Annotated in this window: 22 protein-coding genes; 11 read left to right on the forward strand and 11 right to left on the reverse strand. The window is 31.2% G+C overall.

Translation table 11 applies throughout. The features are described from left to right. Positions 1–218: 218 nt before the first annotated feature. A complete protein-coding gene (locus tag EYR00_RS14725; protein WP_003539391.1) occupies positions 219–620 on the reverse strand; it encodes a phosphoheptose isomerase family protein in 402 nt (133 codons plus the stop codon). Here EYR00_RS14725 and EYR00_RS16150 point away from each other — a divergent pair. The 3 genes from EYR00_RS16150 (at position 593) to EYR00_RS14740 (ending at position 2,841) form a co-directional block, all read left to right on the forward strand. Further along, positions 593–823: a hypothetical protein gene (locus EYR00_RS16150; protein WP_224209039.1), complete on the forward strand. Its 231-nt coding sequence runs from the start codon at positions 593–595 to the stop codon at positions 821–823. The genes EYR00_RS14725 and EYR00_RS16150 overlap by 28 nt on opposite strands. Before the next feature lie 255 nt (positions 824–1,078). Further along, complete coding sequence (locus EYR00_RS14735) at positions 1,079–2,452, forward strand: PH domain-containing protein (RefSeq protein WP_003539389.1); 1,374 nt, start codon at positions 1,079–1,081, stop codon at positions 2,450–2,452. Beyond that, complete coding sequence (locus EYR00_RS14740; RefSeq protein WP_003539388.1) at positions 2,449–2,841, forward strand: GntR family transcriptional regulator; 393 nt, start codon at positions 2,449–2,451, stop codon at positions 2,839–2,841. Before EYR00_RS14735 ends, EYR00_RS14740 begins: the two co-directional genes overlap by 4 nt. 43 nt (positions 2,842–2,884) lie before the next feature. On the opposite strand, the gene EYR00_RS14745 is transcribed toward EYR00_RS14740, so the two are convergent. Further along, entirely contained in the window at positions 2,885–3,439 is a 555-nt protein-coding gene (locus tag EYR00_RS14745) for a DUF3795 domain-containing protein (RefSeq protein ID WP_003539387.1), read from the reverse strand. Positions 3,440–3,611: 172 nt separating this feature from the next. Here EYR00_RS14745 and EYR00_RS14750 point away from each other — a divergent pair, with 172 nt between their 5' ends. Genes EYR00_RS14750 through EYR00_RS14760 form a run of 3 tightly spaced genes read left to right on the forward strand, consistent with a single transcriptional unit; the run spans position 3,612 to position 5,817 of the window. Continuing rightward, the gene (locus EYR00_RS14750; RefSeq protein WP_003539384.1) at positions 3,612–4,607 is read left to right on the forward strand and encodes an ROK family protein; all 996 of its coding nucleotides are present in this window, start codon (positions 3,612–3,614) and stop codon (positions 4,605–4,607) included. Then, positions 4,594–5,220, forward strand: coding sequence for an HAD family hydrolase (locus EYR00_RS14755; protein ID WP_003539382.1), 627 nt, complete (start codon positions 4,594–4,596; stop codon positions 5,218–5,220). Before EYR00_RS14750 ends, EYR00_RS14755 begins: the two co-directional genes overlap by 14 nt. Further along, positions 5,221–5,817, forward strand: coding sequence for a sugar O-acetyltransferase (locus EYR00_RS14760; RefSeq protein ID WP_003539380.1), 597 nt, complete (start codon positions 5,221–5,223; stop codon positions 5,815–5,817). 140 nt (positions 5,818–5,957) lie between these two features. On the opposite strand, the gene EYR00_RS14765 is transcribed toward EYR00_RS14760, so the two are convergent. The 4 genes from EYR00_RS14765 to EYR00_RS14780 all read right to left on the reverse strand — a co-directional run bounded on the left by EYR00_RS14765 (position 5,958) and on the right by EYR00_RS14780 (position 10,646). Further along, positions 5,958–7,097 (reverse strand): hypothetical protein, encoded by a 1,140-nt coding sequence (locus tag EYR00_RS14765; protein ID WP_003539378.1) that lies wholly within the window; start codon positions 7,095–7,097, stop codon positions 5,958–5,960. A 43-nt stretch (positions 7,098–7,140) separates the two neighbouring features. Next, positions 7,141–8,793, reverse strand: a complete 1,653-nt coding sequence (locus tag EYR00_RS14770) for a glycoside hydrolase family 13 protein (protein ID WP_003539376.1) — start codon at positions 8,791–8,793, stop codon at positions 7,141–7,143. A 277-nt stretch (positions 8,794–9,070) separates the two neighbouring features. After that, positions 9,071–10,138, reverse strand: a complete 1,068-nt coding sequence (locus tag EYR00_RS14775) for a GTP pyrophosphokinase (RefSeq protein WP_008792637.1) — start codon at positions 10,136–10,138, stop codon at positions 9,071–9,073. A gap of 184 nt (positions 10,139–10,322) precedes the next feature. Further along, complete coding sequence (locus tag EYR00_RS14780) at positions 10,323–10,646, reverse strand: winged helix-turn-helix transcriptional regulator (RefSeq protein ID WP_003539364.1); 324 nt, start codon at positions 10,644–10,646, stop codon at positions 10,323–10,325. A gap of 161 nt (positions 10,647–10,807) precedes the next feature. Here EYR00_RS14780 and EYR00_RS14785 point away from each other — a divergent pair, with 161 nt between their 5' ends. From EYR00_RS14785 to EYR00_RS14800, 4 genes are all read left to right on the forward strand, one after another. Then, a complete protein-coding gene (locus EYR00_RS14785) occupies positions 10,808–11,659 on the forward strand; it encodes an SIR2 family NAD-dependent protein deacylase (protein ID WP_003539353.1) in 852 nt (283 codons plus the stop codon). Further along, positions 11,656–12,423, forward strand: a complete 768-nt coding sequence (locus tag EYR00_RS14790) for a protein-ADP-ribose hydrolase (RefSeq protein ID WP_003539352.1) — start codon at positions 11,656–11,658, stop codon at positions 12,421–12,423. Before EYR00_RS14785 ends, EYR00_RS14790 begins: the two co-directional genes overlap by 4 nt. 225 nt (positions 12,424–12,648) lie before the next feature. Continuing rightward, a complete protein-coding gene (gene ppk1, locus EYR00_RS14795; protein WP_008792634.1) occupies positions 12,649–14,679 on the forward strand; it encodes a polyphosphate kinase 1 in 2,031 nt (676 codons plus the stop codon). A gap of 34 nt (positions 14,680–14,713) precedes the next feature. After that, positions 14,714–15,781, forward strand: coding sequence for a 6-phosphofructokinase (locus EYR00_RS14800; RefSeq protein WP_003539342.1), 1,068 nt, complete (start codon positions 14,714–14,716; stop codon positions 15,779–15,781). 39 nt (positions 15,782–15,820) lie between these two features. Here EYR00_RS14800 and EYR00_RS14805 read toward each other — a convergent pair whose 3' ends face one another. After that, entirely contained in the window at positions 15,821–16,396 is a 576-nt protein-coding gene (locus EYR00_RS14805) for a histidine phosphatase family protein (protein ID WP_003539341.1), read from the reverse strand. Positions 16,397–17,278: 882 nt separating this feature from the next. On the opposite strand from EYR00_RS14805, the gene EYR00_RS14810 reads away from it, so the two are divergent. Then, on the forward strand, positions 17,279–17,998 hold the full coding sequence (locus EYR00_RS14810; protein ID WP_003539339.1) for a glucosamine-6-phosphate deaminase: 720 nt from the start codon (positions 17,279–17,281) through the stop codon (positions 17,996–17,998). 98 nt (positions 17,999–18,096) lie between these two features. Here EYR00_RS14810 and EYR00_RS14815 read toward each other — a convergent pair whose 3' ends face one another. From EYR00_RS14815 to hcp, 4 genes are all read right to left on the reverse strand, one after another. Then, positions 18,097–19,413, reverse strand: a complete 1,317-nt coding sequence (locus EYR00_RS14815; protein WP_009300381.1) for a sensor domain-containing diguanylate cyclase — start codon at positions 19,411–19,413, stop codon at positions 18,097–18,099. Between the two features lie 124 nt (positions 19,414–19,537). Continuing rightward, a complete protein-coding gene (locus EYR00_RS14820) occupies positions 19,538–20,026 on the reverse strand; it encodes a hemerythrin domain-containing protein (RefSeq protein ID WP_003539336.1) in 489 nt (162 codons plus the stop codon). 1 nt (position 20,027) lies between these two features. Beyond that, entirely contained in the window at positions 20,028–20,600 is a 573-nt protein-coding gene (locus EYR00_RS14825) for a hypothetical protein (RefSeq protein ID WP_003539334.1), read from the reverse strand. 10 nt (positions 20,601–20,610) lie between these two features. Further along, positions 20,611–22,449, reverse strand: coding sequence for a hydroxylamine reductase (gene hcp, locus EYR00_RS14830; RefSeq protein ID WP_003539332.1), 1,839 nt, complete (start codon positions 22,447–22,449; stop codon positions 20,611–20,613). Positions 22,450–22,561 lie beyond the last annotated feature (112 nt).

The following is a 22,561-nucleotide window of genomic DNA, read 5'->3' on the forward strand; positions in this document are numbered from 1 at the left end:
GCTACCAAAGATATTAGGAATGTTGTCAAATATTTTTGACAAGCCTTTCTAGACATAATCTTAAACAGCCGTTTTACTCTTGACCGCTTGAGAAAAATCTGTATAAATCCATTTCGTCAAATCAATTTCTTTACTTTTAGCAATACACCATGTCATTACTTGGAAAAGAATAATTAGTAAATATGCAGCCTGATACTCATCTAAAGCAATATCTAATGCTAAGGTCTTATTGATTGTGCTTTCGTAATAGCAAACACGTGCTCCGTATACTGTGATTCATAGGCTTTTAATAGTTTTGCTTTAGATAATCTTGGACTTGGCGTTTCGATAAAGAAAATTCGATGTTCTGGATTGACTTCCAAATATGGTCCATGCATATAAGCCTCTAACTTATAACCTTGACTTGCAACCCTAATTGTTTCAGAAAATTTTGTTTCCATCTCTTTAGCTGTTCCTACTGTTGCGCCATAATCAATAACACTGAAACGAACCGCATCTTTAAAATCATCATTATACTGACTTACAAAAGTTTCATTTTTCTTAATGATTTTATTAATCTTAGTTGTTACCGTATTTATCTTTTCAAGAAAAAGTGATTGCCCGTTTGGGTGAGGTCTCAAGTATCTTCAATATCAGTGAACCAATTATGTTTGGACTTCCTGTCGTTTTCAACCCTATTTATACTGTTCCTTTCTGTATTGTTTCTATTTGTTTCAACTTTAATAGCATATTTTGCAACTGCAGTTGGCTTAGTAGGACATACTTATATTGTTATCCCATGGGTAACTCCCCCCTTACTTTCTGGTTATCTATCTACTGGTGATATACGGGGTACGCCCTCACAGATCGTTATAACCATAATTGGACTCTTAGTTTATGCACCACTTGTATCAGCTTCTAATAAAGCTGCTAAAAAACAAGGTTTAGAAACAGCTGAATAATTATCAACCTGGCAGAATCGAATCGATTCTGCTTTTTGTTGCGAATCATTTTCAGCAAAATATGTTATAATATTTTATTATTTTATTTTGTATTATTTGTATTATGTTATATAATACAAATATAAGAGGTGAGTAATATGTGGATTTTAATTTTATGTTTAGTTTTTATTAATGTAGTAATGTACTTTTCTTCTAAACGAGAGAGTCGTTATAATGAAGGACGCTTATTTTTAGTTACAATCCCTGATTGGACTTATGAATCTGTTGAAATTAAAGAAATTGAGAAACAGTTTAAAAAAGAACATTTATGGGTATTTATTATCTCATTTATAACATTTATTCCTTTATTTATTTTTTCAACTAAATGGCTATTACTTTATTTTATGATTGTGATATGGTTTAACGTTTCCGTCTATTATGTTCCGTATAGAAAAGCACGTGCTAAATTATTAGCTTTAAAAAAATTGCGCAATTGGCCAGATGAAAAAATAGAGAAAATTAAAATTGATTTATCATTATCAGCCTATATGGAAAAACACCCTTTTAATTTAAGACGTTACTTCTTCGTTTTAATAATTGATCTATCTGTATTAGGAAATATGATTTATTTCCACGCTGAAAATGCCATGTATCTTTACATGGTATTACAATTTATGGTCTTAGTACTTGGAATTGTCTTTATTAAAAAATTACCAAATAAAACATTCTGTAAAAACAGTGAAGTAAATATAACATTGAATTTACTACGTCGTGATTCTTTTCATCATTGTTTTTTCTTTTTAATCACTGGTGATAGTATTTTTAACTTAGCTTTACAATTTTTCTTACTTGAAAAGCTACCTTTTGTAATACTCTTTTTAGTTGCCTTAATAATGATTCTTTGTGTAATTATCATTGTCATTAAAGCTAACCATTATCGAGAGAAAAAGGCAAAGATTCTCGCTCATTACAACGAATGTGAATATACCATCAGTAATGATGATTGCTGGAAAATCGGTTGGTTTGGTCCAACGTATTATAATAAAGCTGATCCACGTACACTTATTTCAGCGCCAAATGGAACACAGATGACATTTAATACTGCAAAACCGGCTTATCGAATTTTTATTATTGGTATTTGGACATTTGTTATTGCTTTATTGCTATGGTTATTTGGATATCCGTATTATTTAGATATAACTAATAATCTTGTCAATCTTTCTTTAACCGATCAAGCAGTAGTTGTTGATAGTCCTTTCTACGATGTTTCAATTGATCTTCAAAAAGTTAATAAAGCAGAACTAGCCGATGATTTAGGTAAAGGAATTAGAACTAATGGAACCGATACTTTTGTTTATGGTAAGGGAAATTATACTTTTGACCGTTATGGTAAGTGTAAAGTATACATGGCAAGTTTGCATCCTTGCTATATAATTTTGTATACTGATGATATAACCTATATCGTTAATGATGATGATATTCAAAATACTAAACTCATCTATCAAGAAATTCAGGAGGTGCTTAGCCAATGATTATTAATCTAGACTATACAAGTGAAATTCCAATTTATTTGCAACTACGTAATGAAATTGTTAAAGGTATTGCTAATGGTCAATTTAAATACGGCGAGTCATTACCAACCGTTAGGACTTTAGCTCAAGATCTTCAAGTAAATAATATGACCGTTAATAAAGCTTATGGGCTGCTAAAACAAGAAGGCTATATTTGTATTGATCGCCGTCATGGTGCTAAAGTTCAACCAACGATTGATAATTCTCATGAACATCAAGAAAAATTACTTGATGAGCTAGAGTTACTAGCTAGTGAAGCAATTGTTAAAGGCATGAATAAGGATGAATTTATTAATACTTGTAAAGCTTTATTACAAACAATTCAATATGATGCTTCAATTGTACAATAAAAATACCCGTAAATTAGTTACTCTTGCTAATCTTACGGGTAAATTATTTTTTACTCTTCTTATTTAATTTCAAGATTAAGCTATGTTGTTTGGCTAAATCTTGAAATAAATCAAATACATATTTAGCTTGCTCTTTTTTTGTTAGAGCTGACAGCTTTGAATTAGTTTCTATCTGTTTAATTAGACTTTTAAGTTCTTCTAACTCTAAAAGATTTACAGCAAGACAATAAAAACTCTTTTTTCGTCCATCATTATATTTTTCTAAAAATATTTTTAAAATATCTATCTTTTCAAGCTGCTCTTGATTATATGTGTCTATACCACCATCTTTAGCTTTCATTAAATCTTGATGATAATGTTGATGTGTAATAAATGAATCATATTTAGCAAATTTCATGTATTTATCACAAGGATATGATGAACATTCATAACAATATGTGAGATTATCATGTTCCAAACTACAACGAGCAATCCTACAACTTTGATTTCCTGCTCCACCACCACATCCTGGACAGTAACCATCAATATGCATCGGACACAAACCACAGTTCAAACCGCACAAAGATAATAATTGATTATTTCGTTTAAATCCTTTCATTTTTTTCTCCCCATATTATTAATAGTTTAACTTATTATCTTTAATTCTAGCATAAATTTCCATAAAATATAAACCAGCAGATAAAATCTTTCCATTTTTAAAAATATATTTATTTTTTATTATTAGCTTGTAAATAACTTTTATTAAAGTATAATAAAAGTAGGAGGCACACATGAACAAAAAAATTCTTAAAGATGTAAAAAAACATCACTTACATCTATTATTACAATCATTATTTAGTAGAGACAGTGCCACAATGAGCGAATTGAGCAATGATACTCAATTATCACAGCCTAGTGTAAGAAATATGATTCGCCTTTTGCAACAACACGATATTGTTAAAGAAACAGGTAACGATCATTCAACCGGTGGACGTTGCCCAACCCGCTTTGCATTAGTTGAAAAGCATTTTAATATAATCTGTCTCTATATTCAAAACCCTAAAATAACTTATCAAATTCATTCTTACAAAAAAATACTAACAACCGATATTCTGGAATTTGAGGATGAACAACAATTAATTACTCTAATTAAAGTGCTTCTCACCAAATTCAATTGTCAATGTATCGTTATTGCAGTTGAAGGAATCGTTAGAGATAATGAATATTTAACCGACCACAATAACCACTTTGAAACCCACACTTGGATCACAGAGTTAGAAAAGAGTATCAATATTCCTATTCTAGTTGAAAACGATGTCAAAGCGATGCAATTAGGTACTTGTTATCATCATCATAAAAATAGTTCAATTTATTTGCACCTAAACAAAAAGGGAATTGGTAGTTCATATATGTATAATGGACAATTAGTTCATGGCAAATATGGAATTGCTGGTGAAATAGGACTTATTCCTTATCACGATATTTCCTTAAATCAAGCAGTTAGGACATGTAACAAGCCAAAAGACTTTCAAAACATTATTGCTTATCTATTAATAATTGTTTTAACGTCTTTAGACCCTGAGCATGTTGACCTTTCTCTTGAACTTGATTGGGACTTGGATTGGCATTTAATTAATGAAACTATTTATACTTATCTACACTCACAATTTATTTATGATATTAAAGTTTATAAACAATATTTAGATAACTTATTCCATGGGTTAAATTATTTAGGAATTGAAAAAATATTAAAACAATTAGTGGAGGAAAGTAATGAAAAAATATAAAGCAATTATTTATGACCTTGACGGAACAGTATTAAATACAATAAATATGAATATGTATCCCTTGATTAAGATTATTAAAGAAGAAACCGGTGAAGATTGGACATTTGAACAAGTCTTAAAATTTTTACCCTATCCAGGTATGAAAGTAATGGAAGAGTTACAAGTAGCTGATAAAGAAAAGACTTACGCTAGATGGGTTAAATATGTCAATGAATATGAAGAAAGCGCTTCTTTATACCCAGGGTTTGAAGAAATTTTTGAAGCATTTGACGGAAGCATCATTCAAGCAGTTGCTTCAGCAAAAACAACAGCACAGTATCAAATTGATTTTGTTGCAAAAGGTTTAGATAAATATATGAAAACTGCTGTTTTAGCTAACGATACAGTCAAGCATAAACCCGATCCCGAACCGTTATTAGAATGTTTAAAGCGATTATCTTTGCAACCTGAAGATGTTATTTATATCGGTGATGCTCATTCTGATTATCTCGCATCTAAAAACGCTGGTATCGACTTTGGTTATGCAAAATGGGGAAGTGTTTCCGCTAAAGGTATTGATAAACCAGATCACGTGTTTGAGCAGCCACTTGATCTATTAAAGTTATTATCTTAAATGACTGAAAAAGAAAAAATGTTAGCTGGGGAATTATATGATTGTGGCGATGCCGAATTACTTGCTCTATGGCATCGAGCCAAAGATCTAGCCCGAGATTATAATCTAACCAATTCTAGCGATACTAAAAGAAAAAGTGAGCTTCTTAATGAATTATTAGGTAAAGTTGGAAACCAATTATGGATTACCCCACCTTTTCATGTTGATTATGGCTGTAATATATATTTTGGGAATAACTGCGAAGTTAATATGAATTGTACATTTCTCGATGATAATAAAATTATTATTGGTGATAATGTTTTAATTGCTCCAAATGTACAAATATATACCGCTTATCATCCTACTCATTATCTTGATCGTTTTACTATCAGTGAAAATGAAACATTCAATTTTTGTAAAACACAAACAGCCCCAGTTATTATTGGTAAAAATGTTTGGATTGGCGGGGGAACAATTATTCTACCGGGAGTTACAATTGGTGATAATACCGTAATTGGAGCAGGTAGTGTTGTTACAAAAGATATCCCTGCTGATACAATTGCTTATGGCAATCCTTGTAAAGTTCATAAAGCCAATGAACGCAGCAAAAGTATTTAATAAAAAAGAACTAGATTTAACAAATCGTTTGATGTGACCTCAGAAAGTTAGATCAAAAATGATATGTGCCCTGAATTTTAGATACATATCAAATTCTAACGGTTAGGAGGTCGGTACAGTTAAATCCAGCTCTTTTTATTTTATTCAATCTTCAAATCAACTAATTCACTGGCATAATCCGTTTTGTAGTCCCCGTTATATTGCTCACTAAACACTTTTATCTGATAGTTATCATGATCATATTTTTTTGGCAACTCAATTAAAGCAACACCCATTTTAGTAACACTAATATCAGCTAACTGACCATAAGATACAATCTCATTTTGTGTTTTATCAATTATAACTGCACTGAGTAAATCCCCATCGCCTTGGGCACTATAATTAAAACTTATTTTATTATTTTCTTTAACCTGATCGCTCACAACTAAGGTTTGTGAAGCATCTTTTAATGTTAAACGATAATCACTAAGTAATTCTTGATGTTCCACGTCCTGCATTGCTTTGCTCCCGACTACTCCACTGACTTTACCACCTTGGGCTGCAGCAAAAAATAAAACTGCATGAGGATCAAGATTAGCAGTAGCTCTTGCACTAAGATGCTCGACAGTAATATCTAATTGTGCAAAAACTCCACATTTAGAGATATATCCCGCTAATTTAGGATCATCTTTAGCAGCTGCTGACAACCAGTAATAATTCCCCTCCTGACGATAATGACGATCTTCAAGTCCACAACTATTTGAATTCATTATTTTTGCTGTTGGGGCAAAAAATTTATCACCAAATAACTGTGATTCTATAAATGAATAACTAGTAACAGTAACAACGTCACCACCTGGTTGAGTAGTATTAAATATTACTTCCGCTTCTTTTGGTGATAAAGTTTGAGATGCTAACGCAATCTCTGCTTGTCGTAAAGCACTAGTTTCATAGCGATTACTTTCCTGATCAAATGGTGTTGAGGTTTGAAGCTTTGTTGAAATTAATAAAATGGATTTAATAGCTTTTCCATCTTCATCAAAAAAGCTAGTTTCTTCCGGATTTAAAATATTCCATTGAAATTGACCATCAGCCCCTAAATATAAAGTTTCAAACTTCCCGGATGTTCCCCTAGCTATTTTTTCAACAGCCTTATCTGCCATCATCATACTTTGTTTATCTTGTATATTCAAAGTATCGGGATTTTTATAATTATTAGCCGGAGCATTATTTTTTAAAAATAATCCTATTAAAGTTACTATAATTACAGTGCAACCAATCTTAAAATATTTTTTAGGCATTTTCTTACCTCCTGATCATTCAAGATCATCCCTAATACTAACTTTAAACAACTAGTACAACCGCTTCATAAGCCCGTAATTTCCCTCTTATCAAATCATTATAATTTCCTAGTAACACCTTTGCTTCAGCTTCAAATAAAGTTTTATCATAGGTAACCTCTTTAGCTGTAAAATTAGATAAGACAAATAATTTTTTTCCGTCATACTCCCGTTTATAAACATAGACTTCATTACTATCCTCATAATATTCTTGATAATCACCAAACTGAACAACTTCATTTTCCTTTAAAATTGAGATCATTTTTTTATAGTAATTAAAAATTGAGTTTTCATCAGTTATTTGTGCTTGTGCATTAAGCCATTTATAATTTTGATTAACTTTGATCCATGGTTCAGCATCAGAGAATCCTGCATTTTCTAGATCATTCCATTGCATTGGAGTACGTGCATGATCACGACTTGATTTATTAATAAATCGAAGCATCTCTTCAGGGGTAAACATTTTTTCCACTTCAACATACTGATGATAAGAATTTATACTTTCAATATCTCTAAGCTCACCAATATTCTTAAACTCAACATTAGTCATTCCAAGTTCTTCACCTTGATAAATATAAGGAGTCCCTTGTAAAAAATATTGGGCAGTAGCAAGCATTTTTGCTGATTTTTCCCAAGTTTCTTTAGAACTTGTATCTCCAAAACGACTAACTACTCGTGGTTGATCATGATTATTCCAAAATAACGAATTCCATGCTCGTCCATGCATATCAATTTGCCATTTTCTTAAAATTGCTTTTACATCCGTTAATTTAAATCTTTCATCACTCCATTTTTGTTTTTCACCACCATCAACATCCATTAATTCAAATTGGAAAACCATACTCATTTCTTTTCCATCATTACTTGCATATTGAATAGCTTCTTTTGTTGTCACTGCTGGAGCTTCTCCAACAGTCATCACATCATATTTTGAAAAAACGTTATCTGTTAACTCACGAATATATTCATGGACACGAGGTCCATTAGCACTGACACTATGCCCCTTTATTGGACTATCTTGATAAATATTATCTTGATCTTTAGAAATCAAATTAATGACATCCATTCTAAATCCATCAATTCCTTTATCAAGCCACCAGGCAATCATTTTTTGAATTTCATTTCTAACATCAGTATTATCCCAATTTAAATCCGGTTGTTTTTTAGAAAATAAATGTAAATAATACTGTTTCGTTGTCTCATCATACTGCCAAGCTGAACCTAGAAAACAACTTGTCCAATTATTTGGTACACTGCCATCTTCTTTACCATCTTTCCAAATATAATAATCACGATATGGATTATCTTTACTTTTCTTACTTTCGATAAACCATCTATGTTCATCAGAGGTATGATTAACAACAAGATCCATAACTATCTTAATATTTCGCTTATGAGCTTGCGTTAAAAGATTCTCAAAATCAGTCATATTTCCAAAACATTGCATTATCTCATAGTAGTCTGAGATATCATATCCATTATCATCATTTGGCGATTCATAAATTGGCGTGATCCACAACACATCAACTCCCAATGTTGCTAAATAATCTAACTGCTCAGTAATCCCATTAATATCACCGATCCCATCATGATTGGTATCTTTAAAACTCCGCACATATATTTCATACACAACACTCTTTTGCCACCAGTTTTTCATTTTATTATTCCTCCTCAAATCCTAAACTATAGCCCAATATAAACGAAACAATTAATAATACTAACATCATAATTATACCATAAATATTATTATAAACATCTTTTTCCTCAGAAAAAGCAAGCGTTATCATTATAATATCTTGTAAGTTCTAAATAACTTATAGAAAGCCCCTAGCAAACTCGTAAGACTGATCACAATTACATTTATATCCATTATTATAAATACTTTAAACATTATAAAAAAACTAGAGCTAACTCTAGTTTAAATAGCTGTTAATTTAATCAGCAGCTTCTAATTTATAATCTTTCAATATTCTTTTTAATTCTATTAATCGATTTTTAAAATTAACACTAGAAATAAACTGTTCTGTGAACTTCTCAAACTCCACTTCACCTTTCTCTACTACTAAAATAAAATAGCATAAACATAACAATGGCATATCACCAGAAATTATATTTGTTTTAGTCCTTGTTGCATCACGATAAAGAACATCAATGTGTTCCATTATCAGCTGTTGATATTGCTTTAATTTTTGATCTACCTCCTGAAGTTTACTTATATTCAAATACTCAAACATCCTAATGATATTCTCAAAATTACCCTGACTAACCTTCTTAGCTTTCATTTCTTTAATTAAAAATTCTGTCAATTCATTATATTCAGGACTTTTGACTTTAAATACAGCTAATGATTCTTTATCAATATCAGCACTTAAATAAGAAAGCAGCAAATGATTTTGATATGCAAAGATCTCATTTTTAATTCTTAAAAATTCCTCATCTGCCAATTCTAACAATCCAGCTAACCGTGAAAAACTCCTTTTAATATCATAGGGAATCTCTTCTTGAGATTTATAACCTAAATCATGTTCAATCTCAGCCCATGTGTATTGCAGAATTGAGCTAATTTGAATTTCTAATTTTAAATTATGATACTTAAGATATTCCTGTGCTTTAACATACTTAGGATCAATTTGAACCACATAATGCAACGAACGATACCCAAAACGTTTTGGATCCAGACTCTTTCTTTTATCAATAGAATTATCACGATCAATAATAAACTCATTTTCAATTAATTTCGATATTTGATCAACAGTATCCGTATAATATGTAATTACCCTAATACCTGATAAATCTGTTATTTCATCTAATTTTTGATACTTGTTTTTTAACTCTATCTTTTTAGATAAACTCTCAATACTCTTTGTTCTACTAGTGATTGAATGAAACGATATTTGTTCACGATTCAACAAATTACATATATATGTTTCCATCAAATTTGTAAATTGTTCATATGTTGTAAGATTATTGCTATATTCTCTTACTAAATCTTCATTATCCATAATTTTCCCCTCTAACTCTCTAGTCATAAGTTATATCATGCACTATTATACTTGTTAAGAAACTAGAAATTTGACACTTTATATCTTTATGAGTCGTATTTTTATCAATTTCTATTTTTTACTGAACCCCCTTTAAGATCATTCAGCCATCCAAAAAATATTAATACTGAGACTCTATCCATTATTATATTGATTGATGATTTTTCTTAAAATCTTCACCCCAGCTATACATAGCATCCAAGATTGGTTTTAAACTATAACCTAACTCAGTTAGCGAATATTCGACTTTAGGAGGAACTTCGGGATAAACTTTACGACTAATCAATCCACTCTCCTCCATTGCCCGAAGGTTTGAAGTTAATACTTTTTGAGAAATCGTTCCGATTGATTTTTTTAACTCACCAAATCTTTTTTTCCCTGGTAGCAGATCCCTAATAATCAAAACCTTCCATTTATCACTTATTAATAATAATGTAGTTTCAACTGGACATTTTGGAAATTCTTTCATATGTGTACTCCTTATAGTTTCTTATAGTAACTAAGTATATTTTATAAACTATACTTATGAAAGTCAAGTTAGTTACATAAAAGAAACTAAGCCACTTTTATGTGCGTACTTCACAAATAGCAACCATTGAAGGATAATAACGATGAGAAGGGAGTGTTATAATGTTTCAAAGAGAATCACTTGATATTTTAAAATTGAGTCAAGCAATCAAAAAATGTGATGCAATCTTAATTGGAGCTGGAGCTGGACTTTCTAGCGCCGCTGGTCTGTCATACTCAGGGAACCGTTTTAAAAAATATTTTAATGATTTCATTACAAAATATCATTTACAAGATATGTATTCGGCAGGCTTTTACCCCTATCCTAGTTTAGAGAAATACTGGGCTTATTGGAGTCGTCATATTTATTATAACCGCTATTTGGAAGCCCCTAAAGATACTTATAAAAAATTATTAAACCTACTCATTAATAAAGATTATTTCGTCATTACAACAAATGTTGATCATCAGTTTCAAATAGCTGGTTTTATTAAAGAAAAATTATTTTATACTCAAGGAGATTACGGACTTTGGCAATGTTCAAAACCATGCCATCAAAAAACTTATGATAATTACGAGACAGTTGTTACAATGATCAAACAACAGCATGATTTGAAAATTCCCAGTTCACTAATTCCGTACTGTCCAATATGTAATGCTCCAATGACAATGAATCTTCGCTGTGATAAAACATTTGTTCAAGATTCCGGCTGGTATCATGCCCAAGAACGTTATTATCACTTTTTAAATAAATATCATTATTCCAAAATCGTTTATTTAGAATTAGGAGTTGGCTATAATACCCCTGGAATTATCAAATATCCATTTTGGCAATTAACTATAGAGAATCCTAAAGCTATTTATGCCTGCATCAATCAAGATATTATTGATTTACCTTCGGAATTAAAAAAACAGACTATCATGATCAACGATAACATTCATAATGTCTTATCGTCTTTGGAGAAATTGCTATGAATCAAATAACCCGATTACAATTTTTAATTAACTATTTAATTCAAGAAAATAAACTTGAAATTGAACTTCCTACAGAACAAGCACAACTATTTTCCCTTTATCGCTCATTAGTAAATATTCGTGAAGCAAAAACAGCTACTGACAAATTCATTATGATTCAAAACAAAATGTTAAAAAATGAAATTAAACGAAAAGGAATCATTGACTCAAGCAATTTCAAAAAATCAATGAATATCTGGCGTGGTGATATCACCCAACTAAAAGTTGATGCCATTGTAAATGCTGCCAATAATCAAATGGAAGGATGCTTTATCCCTGGACATAATTGTATCGACAATGCTATCCATACCTTTGCAGGAGTTCAATTAAGAAATGAATGTCACCAAATCATGTCTAAACAGCGTTATCTTGAGCCCACCGGAAAAGCAAAAATAACTAATGCTTATAATCTTCCTTGTCGTTATATCGTCCATACAGTTGGTCCTATCGTTCATAATGTACTAACAGATGAAAAGCGCTTTTTATTAGCTGAATGTTATCGTAATTGTTTAAAAAAAGCTGAGGTTTATGGATTAAAAAGTATTGCTTTTTGTTGTATCTCTACAGGAGTATTTAACTTTCCTAAAAAAGAAGCAGCTCAAATTGCAGTCAATACAGTATCCACATTTCTTAAAGGAAGTCAGATTGAAAAAGTTATTTTTAACGTTTTCAAAGAGGACGATGAAATGATCTATCAGCAATTACTAAATAATAAATCTAAATAGAATCGTAATATTTTTAGGTGTTTTGACAACACCTTTTTCTTTTGAATGATTTAAATCATTTTACATATTTATGGTTTTGATGAATACTAAAATCAAAAGTGCTATACTAATATTAAAGAAACGTTAAATTTGCGTAAGAGTTTTGTAAGTAATCCGACTTTACTTGATAATTTTTTTAATAAATATTATGTTATTTTTAGAAACAAAATAGGAGGCGCCATTTCAATGAATAAATGTAAAGAAAATCGTGAATTATCTTGGCTTAAATTTAATGATCGAGTATTAATGCAGGCTAAAGATAATAAAGTCCCTTTAGGTGAAAAGTTAAGTTTTATTTCTATTTTTCAATCAAATCTTGATGAATTTTTTATGGTTAGAATTGGATCATTATATGATCAAATGCTATTCTATCCTAGTTCTAAAGACAATAAAACTGGAATGACTGGTGAAGAACAGCTAAAGGCATGTTTACGAAGAATTACTTATTTAAATAAAAAGAAAGATCGTATTTATCAAAGTATTATGGATGAATTAAAAACTCATGGATGGGGAATCGTAAAATACCGTGATTTAAAGAACAAAGAAGATCGTAAATATTTTGAAAGTTATTTTGAACGAGAAATTCTTCCATTAATCTCTCCCCAGGTTATTTCAAAACGTCAACCATTCCCTTTTTTAAATAACCGTGAAGTTTATGTTGTTGTTCAGTTAGAATCAAAGAAGGGAAAAAGAAAGATGGGAATCGTTTCTTGTGCAAATGCTATGGATGAACGAATGATTGCGATTCCTAGTATGCAAGGGAAGTTTATTTTGATTGAAGATATCATCCTGCATTTTATTTCTAATATCTTCTCTAAATATACAATAAAAAATAAAGGTTTCATCAGAGTTACAAGAAGTGCTGATATTGATGAAGATGATCACTCTTTAGAAGGTCATGAAGACTATCGAGAAATGATGGAAACATTAATTAAACAACGTAGAAAATTATGTCCTATTCGTTTGGAAGTATCACCAGGCTTAGAAGAGTTAGAAATCTTGATGTTAATGAACTTCTTGAACCTCAAAAAACATCAGGTTTTCGAGTGCAATGCTCCATTAGATTTGAAATTCACTAGTGAGTTACGTGATCATTTACGCTACATTCACCCAGAAATGTTCTATAAAAAATTAGAAGCTAAAAACAGTCCTTTAGTTGAAAATACTGTTCCAATGATCAAACAAATTTTAAAAAAGGATATTTTATTATCATATCCATATGAGTCGATGTCACCATTTCTCCGTTTATTAGATGAGGCTAGTCGAGATACAAATGTTGCCAGTATTAAAATGACTTTATATCGTGTTGCAAAGAAATCTAAGATTATTAAATCATTGATTGAAGCTGCTGAAAACGGTAAAGAAGTTGTTGTTTTAGTTGAATTACGAGCACGTTTTGATGAAGAAAATAACATTGACTGGTCAAAACGACTTGAAGAATCTGGATGCCGTGTTATCTATGGTTTAGATGGACTTAAAGTTCACTCAAAATTATGTTTAATAACTTATAAAAATAATCAGGGTGTTCATTATATTAGCCAGGTGGGAACAGGAAACTATAATGAAAATACATCAAAGCTTTATACTGATTTATCACTAATGACATCTAACTACGAAATTGGGGAAGAAATCAACAGCATTTTTAATCATCTATGTCTTGGCGAAACAGAAAATGAAGTTAATCTTTTAATGGTTGCTCCTAACTGTATGATTACAAAAATATTTGAACATATTGATAATCAAATTGCTTTAGCCAAAGCGGGTAAAGAAGCTTATATTGGATTTAAATGCAATTCCGTCACTAGTAAAGAAATGATCGATAAGCTAATCGAAGCAAGCCAGGCAGGGGTTAAAATTGATATGATTGTTCGTGGTATATGTTGTATTTTACCTGGTGTTGAGGGATTAACTGATAATATTAGAATAATTTCTATTGTTGGTAGGTACTTGGAACATTCACGTATTTACATCTTTGGTAAAGGCAGTGCTCAAAAAGTATACATTTCTTCTGCTGATTTAATGACAAGAAATTTATCACGTCGTGTTGAAGTCGCTGCCCCAATTTTAGATGAAAAATTAAGAAAACGAATTATTACAATGTTTAATACAATGTTGAAAGATAATGTTAAAGCATGCCGCTTATTAGAAGATGGTACTTACAAACGAGTAAAAAATAAAGAGCCAGAATTGAATAGTCAGGAATATTTTTTCAAATAATTGGCAATATAAATAATAATAAAGGAGTGATTATATGCGGGTAGGTATTTTAACAAGTGGTGGTGATTGCCAAGCACTAAATGTAACAATGCGTGGTCTAGCAAAAACTTTATATCGAAATGTAAACGATATAGAAATTATTGGCTTTCTTCAAGGCTATAAAGGGTTAATGTATGAAGATTATAAAATTATGAAGCCCAAGGATTTTTCTGGAATAATTAATATTGGTGGGACAATTTTAGGAACATCACGTTGTCCTTTTAAAAAAATGCGAGTAATTGAAGATGACTTTGACAAAGTAGCTGCAATGAAAAACACATATGCAAAATTAAAATTAGATTGTCTTGTTGTGCTAGGCGGAAATGGTTCTATAAAATCAGCTAACATGCTCTCTCAAGAAGGATTGAATGTTATAGCGCTACCTAAAACAATCGATAATGATACATGGGGAACTGATTATACTTTTGGCTATCAGTCTGCAATTGATATTGCAACCACATACCTTGATCAAATTCATACTACCGCTGCCAGCCACAACCGTGTTTTTGTAATTGAAGTAATGGGACATAAAGTTGGCCATATTTGTTTGTCAGCAGGAATTGCTTCAGGCGCTGATGTAATTTTGTTACCAGAAATTCCTTACGATATTAAAGAAGTAGCTAAGGCTATTAAAACTAGAGAAAAAAATGGGAAAAAATTCAGTATTATCGCTTGTGCGGAAGGCGCTTTATCCAAAGAAGAAGCAACACTATCAAAAAAAGAGTATAAAGCTAAAGTTAAAGCCCGCAATGGTCAATCAGTTGTTTACGAGATTGCAGCAGAATTAGAAAAATATATTGATAGCGAAATTCGTGTGTCATGTATTGGTCATGCCCAGCGCGGAGGACAGCCATGTCCATACGATCGAATGATCTCAACTCAATTTGGGGTAGCTGGAGCCCGTTTAGTTATGGGCGGAGATTATGGCAAATTAGTTATCTTAAAAAATAATGGAGTTACTGCTATTCCCTTAGTTGAAAGTGCTGGTAAACTAAAATATGTTGATGCTGTAGGAGCAAAAGTTAAAGACGCTAAGTTACTAGGTATCTCATTTGGTGATTAAAAAGTCTAAATATAGATTAATTTCTATATCTAGACTTTTTTACTTTAATTCACTAGTTACATCAATGACTTCAACTAATGAAAACTGCTCATCATTAAATTGATACTTTAAAACAACACAATTGGGCATATCATTAGGTAGCGATACTTGCTGATTTTGTTCCCATCTTTTCGCAAAACAATAGCAAGAAAGACCGTGTGAGACTATTAACACTGTTTCTTGATCAGTATTTTTCATAAGTTCTAAAACAGTTGTTGAAACACGTTCACTTACTTCATTTTCACTTTCACCACCAAATTTCTTAAAGAAATTGCCAAATGGAAAAGGGGGATCAAGATCATCGCTTTCTCCTTCATAAATACCAAAATTCCATTCTTTTAAACCTTTAAGCCGCTGATATGGGAGGCTAGTTACAATTTCTAGAGTATCACAAGCTCTTTCTGAAGATGATGCATAAGCACCATCAAAAACAATCTCATTATTCTCCAAATACTCTTTTACACATCTTGCTTGTCTTTTTCCCAGTTCTGTCAAAGGTGAATCACACCACCCCTGCATTAACCTTTTTTGATTAAATAACGTTTGTCCATGACGCATCATATATAATGTTTTCATATTTTGACTTCTGGTATATTGTAATTAACTTATTTAACCGTCAATTGTATACACCTCTTCCTTTCATTAGATTTCATTTAGAATCGAATTGTGAATAGGTACTTTTGTTTTTGCCTTCTGTAGCCCGACTACCTGGAAAAGGTTAATACCACATCTTTGTATCTTAATTGTAATCAGTTAGATAAGTTTTTGAACTTGTATTTCGCATCAGGTCTTTGATACTCTGTTTGTGGTTTGATCACATTTCATTACCTTATATAAAGAGAGGATGTGTTTTCCATATTTTACACTGATATCGATGTTGACAAATTTAGATGAGACTAGCGATATCCATAACTTCAGCTCTACTGTCAAAGTCATAGAATTTGTAGGTATAGACCCCGGTACTTATCAGTCAATTTCTCGAACAGCACAGTCAAAACGTGGTTCGCGCTATTAAGAAAAAGCTATATCAATACATTCTGCCAGTCTGCAAGTACAATCTCACTTTCAATAAATATTATAAACTAAAACGACTGTAAGGTAAATTCCACAGATGTGCCCAGGACCACTCAGTACGAAAACTTACAAGAGTAATCTATAAATTATTGTCTGAAAACATATAGTTTGATAAAAACTGCTCATTTAAAAATACTGAACTTAATATTTTTAAAAAGCTGCATGCAGTAGTAGTTTTCAGCGTAACCAAAATTCACTTTTCAAAGAACTAAAAAATATTTTAGCTAATTATCAAAAATTACTTGATTTATATATAGTTAACTTTTCTTGATCATTTACAACCGATAAACTTATGTATCTAAAAAAATACAGTATACTTAAATTATATATTACATTTTTTTATTTACATCATTTTAATCAAAAATTGAAAAGGAGCTTACTAAAATGAAACTAATAATTGAAGAAAATGAACAAAAAATGAGTGAAAGTGCAATGTTTATTCTATTAGGTGCCATGATGCAAGATAAACGTGTCAATATTTCACTTACTTCCGGTCGTTCTCCTAAAACGATGTATGACATGATGATTCCTTATGTAAAAAATCAGGCTAAATTTAAAGATATTGAGTATTATCTTTTTGATGAAAACCCATATATTGATGAACCTTATGGACCAAACTGGAAGGATATGCAAGAATTATTTTTTAAAGCCGCTAATATTCCTGATGAGCGTATTCACATTATGACTTCAAATGACTGGCAAGACTATGATAATAAAATTAGAAATGCTGGAGGAATTGATGTAATGGTGATTGGTCTTGGATATGATGGACATTTTTGTGGTAATTGTCCTCGTTGTACACCTTTTGACAGTTATACTTACTGTATTGATTTCAAGAAAAAGCAGGCCGTTAATCCAGATTATGGAGACCGTCCTCGACAACCTCATACTTTGACAATGGGTCCTAAAAGTCTAATGCGAGTCAAACATCTAGTCATGATCGTTAATGGTAAAGAAAAAGCAGAAATTTTTAAACGCTTCTTAGATGAGCCTGTTAATCAAGATGTGCCGGCAACAATTTTAAAGCTTCACCCTAACTTTACTGTTATTTGCGATCAAGCAGCTGCTAGTTTGATTGATCCACAACAATATTCTAATTTATAACAAAAAACACAGTGATCTATTTTTGATATTCTCTCTATCAAGTAGATAGGGCACTACTTATGAGGAATCATATCATTTAACAATCACTGTGTTTTATATTATATATTCTTATGTTTTTTGATTTCATACATCCGACTATCAGCACATTTAATAACCTCTTCTAAACTTTTACCATCATTAGGATAAACAGCATATCCCATGCTAACTTCCGGATAATATTCAAAGCCATCTAAATTTATCTTTTCTGTTATTTGCTCAGCAATTATTTGGAGGGTCTTCTTGGTGGAAGAATTATTTTTAATAATGATGACAAATTCGTCACCACCTACTCGAAAAGCATAATCCTCTCGTGATAAGTACCTCATGATCCGTAAAGCTATTTCTTTTAATAACACATCTCCTGCTAAATGACCATATGTGTCATTTACAACTTTAAATTTATCTACATCTAAATAAACAAAAATAAACGAAGTTTGACGAGCAATTAAGTCGTTTAAAACAAAATTCATTTTCCGACCATTATAAAGCGTTGTTAGATAATCACGATTAGAAATATCGATCATTCTTCGGCGCTGTTCGTTAATTTTTAGTAATGTATAAACTAATAACGGTATCAACAATGACAAACAGATAGCTAATATAATAACTGGCATTAAATCACTACTTCGAACCCATCCGTTAATTGGTGAAACACTCAAAGTCCAAGTATTTCCTGGAACTTCAAAACTTAAATTTATTGTGTCATCTAATAGTTCATGATCGGATTTCAAAATAATCTGTTTTTTATTATTATCTGGATCAATACGCCATAACTGATATTCATATCCCATATTTTCAAATGAATCTAGATGTACTGAATCAAAAATTTCTGGTACATTTAAAACAACAATTGCAAATCCCCAAAAATTATTTTCTCCATTTTCTTCTAAATAAATTGGTTGTCGAACAACAATTCCCTTTCCTGATTGATAGAGTTCGAATGGTCCAGCCAAGGTAGTTTCCCCAGTATCACGAGCTTTTTTAGCTTCCGTTGCACGTTCTGGATCTTCGAAGATATTTCCAAAAGCTCCTTCATTACCTTCAAGAGGATAAACATATTGAACGTCTCCCTGCGGAGCTAATTGAATACTTCTAAATGTATTATCATCATTATATAGTTGATGTGCAACTCGATCAAAATCATTAATATTACCATTACTATCTACAATTAGCAGCTTCAACGTTTCAGCAGTTTGAATATACGAAGACAGGACCCGATCTAGCTGACTAACTTGAGCCTCTGTAAAATAATGAATTTTCTCTTTGGCTGCTGCTACCTTATCATTAATGACACCGTACAAGATAAAAAATGATAGAATGCTCATTATCATAAATATTAAAATTGCAGCAATAAATGGCTTATGTTTCTTTATCATCACTCTACCCCCTATCATAACTATAGAACATAATTATATCACTATTTGCAACACTCCTCAATTTAAGTAATTTTAATAAAAAAACAACTATTACAAAAATAGCTGCTTTTCACTTATATTATACTTAATAATTTTGATTTTCTTTGATCATTTCAGCAAAGATTTCTTCTGATAAATGTTTTTTAGCAAACGGATAAACTACTGTATCCTCTTTTTCAATATGCCTTCTTAGTAACATACAATAAGCATGTCCATTTGAAATTATTGTTAGTTTATCAATTAACAAATGATTGCGATGATAACGTTGAAGTGCTTCATCCCACTGTTTAACATACAATCTTGCAAGATCATGTTCAACAATCATACCATGTCGAACCAAATTTTCAGCAACTTTACCTAAATACTCTATCATATATCTAAATAAAATCTTTTCTTCACGCTGATGATGTTCTTTATCAGCAAACTCTCTAATAAATAAAATATCTCTTTTCATTTGTTCATAATCAAAAATATTTGCTTCCATAAATTCTATTAAACGTTGCTCTAATTCATTAACAAATGCTAATATTTTTTGATGATCAGCTTCTAAATCTTTAATTATATTGTTTGTCATTTTATTCCTCCATCTTTAACATATAAGTATTATAATTAAGTCTTGAAAATACTATATGGCTATCTGAAAGTACCCCATCAAGCCAAGCTTTGCGATATTTTTGAAATATTTCAAAATCTAAATATTGATGAACCATTTCATTATATTCATAAATAATTTGATTTTCCTCTTGGCTCATTATTTTAATACCTTTATCACAAGGCATTCCATCGATAAGGTAATTATTAATTACTTTGAATAATTCTATGCAGTTATGATAGTTCTCATTGATTGAAATTTCTTTGCCAGCCTCGAACAACACTTCCCTAACTTCCTCAAAATCACTTTTTTCTATATGTTCAACAATAAATGCAAATCGTTTTTCTACTATCATCAATTCCATAGAAAGCCATTGATGAATTGCTTGATGATCAATAATTTCCTCTAGACTTCCATCTTGAATTGTGCCACATTCCTGAGCAACAATCTCATTAAGCTGGGGACAAATTCTTTTAAGAATCTTTTGATTTAATTGTTCTTGATATTGAATTTTTCTATATAACCAATAATGTACTGGCCCTAAAAACGCACTCATTAAATTCCTCCTACTGATTTAATTGTTTTAAAATTTCTTCAACATCTAAACCATGGACTAGACAAGCATCAGCTAAAGTTTCAGATTGCGATGCCGGACAACCAAGACACCCCATTCCACTATCGCTTAAAATTTGTGCTGCTTGTGGATCCATACCAATAATACTTCCAACTAGCATATCGCGATGAAACTTATCTTCTTTTTTTGTCTGAGGAAAAAATAAATTTAAATCTTCTTGAACACTTTGAATACCAGAAATTTGAAAATTATCTACAAGAAAATCAACAATATTAGGTGATAAAAAGGCTGGTAAAGTTGGTCCTAAATGAATATTTTTAACTCCTAATGATAACAATGCCAATAAAACAATTACAGCCTTTTGTTCATACCAGGCAATATTATAAATAACCGGTAACTCATTAATATCTTCTAATGCAAATACCTCTTTAAGTTTTAAAGCAATCATCGCTAGTGAATAAGAATCATTACATTGACCAGCATCTAATACTCGAGGAATACCATTGATTGTTCCTAAATCTAGTTTATTATAACGATATTTAGCACAACCAGCTGTTAAGATAACACTATCTGTCGGTAAGCTTTGAGCAAAATCAGTATAATATTGACGGGTTGGATGACGCCCATCACATCCCGCCATTACAACAAACTTTTTAATATCCCCATTTTTAACAGCTGTTACGATTTGGTCAGCCAACGCAAGTACTTGATGATGAGCAAAACCACCAACAATCTTACCAGTTTCAATTTGAGTAGGAGCTAAGCATTTTTTAGCATGCTCAATGATTTGTGAAAAATCCTTATAGCCGTGTTCATCTTTATCAATATGAACACATCCCTCAAAACCAACTGCTCCAGTTGTATAAACCCGTTCTTGATAACTAGCAAGTGGCGGTACTAAACAATTTGTTGTTAATAAGACCGGTCCATTAAAAGCCTTAAACTCTTCTCTTTGTTTCCACCAGGCATTACCATAGTTTCCAACAAAATTTGGATATTTTTTAAAAAATGGATAATAATGAGCAGGTAACATCTCACTATGAGTATAAACATCTATTCCCGTATCTTTAGTCTGTTCTAATAGCATTTCTAAATCTTTAAGATCATGACCAGAAACTAAAATTCCCGGGTTATTTCGAACTCCAATATTAACTTCTGTTATTTCTGGATTTCCATAAGTGCTAGTATTAGCTTGATCTAATAATTCCATTACCTGAACACCATATTTTCCAGTTTCCATCGTTAATGCTACATAATCATTTAAAGACATCGTTGAAGTTTCAATCTTAACCAAAGTAGTTTCAATAAAACGATCAATCTCATCTTTTCGAAACCCTAATGCATGAGCATGTTTATTATATGCTGCCATTCCTTTTAAACCATAAGTAATCAGCTGTTTTAAACTTCTAATATCTTCATCTGCTGTTTCTAAAACTCCAACCATCTGCATTCTTTTCTCAATTGCTTCTATCTCCATCTCCATCCAAAGAGCTCTGTTTGAAAGTACAGCTTGATCATCTAACTGTAAAAGCAGCTCTTTTTTTAAAGTAAGTGTTTTTCTAACAGCTTCAATAATCATTTGATCATCAAAGTTGGCATTAGTAATTGTAATAAATAGATTTTCACTCACTTGATCATCATATACATTATTGATTTCTTTACCTTTACAACGTACCTCATTAATTACCTCAGCTAAGCCTTTCGTAACATCAATTAATAAATCTTGCAGCCCTGCTGTTTCTGGGGTCTTTCCACAAACACCAACTTGACTACATCCCTGATTTCCTACTGTCTCTTGACACTGATAACAAAACATTTTATTTTCCATCATAATTTCTCCTTTATAATCTCTATATTTTTAATAATCACATTAATCGAGAGTATTAATCTTGACTCCACAGCCATACTATAATAAAGTATTTATAACATTTATGTTGTTTTTA

It is taken from the genome of Thomasclavelia ramosa DSM 1402 (assembly GCF_014131695.1).
GTDB lineage: Bacteria > Bacillota_I > Bacilli_A > Erysipelotrichales > Coprobacillaceae > Thomasclavelia > Thomasclavelia ramosa.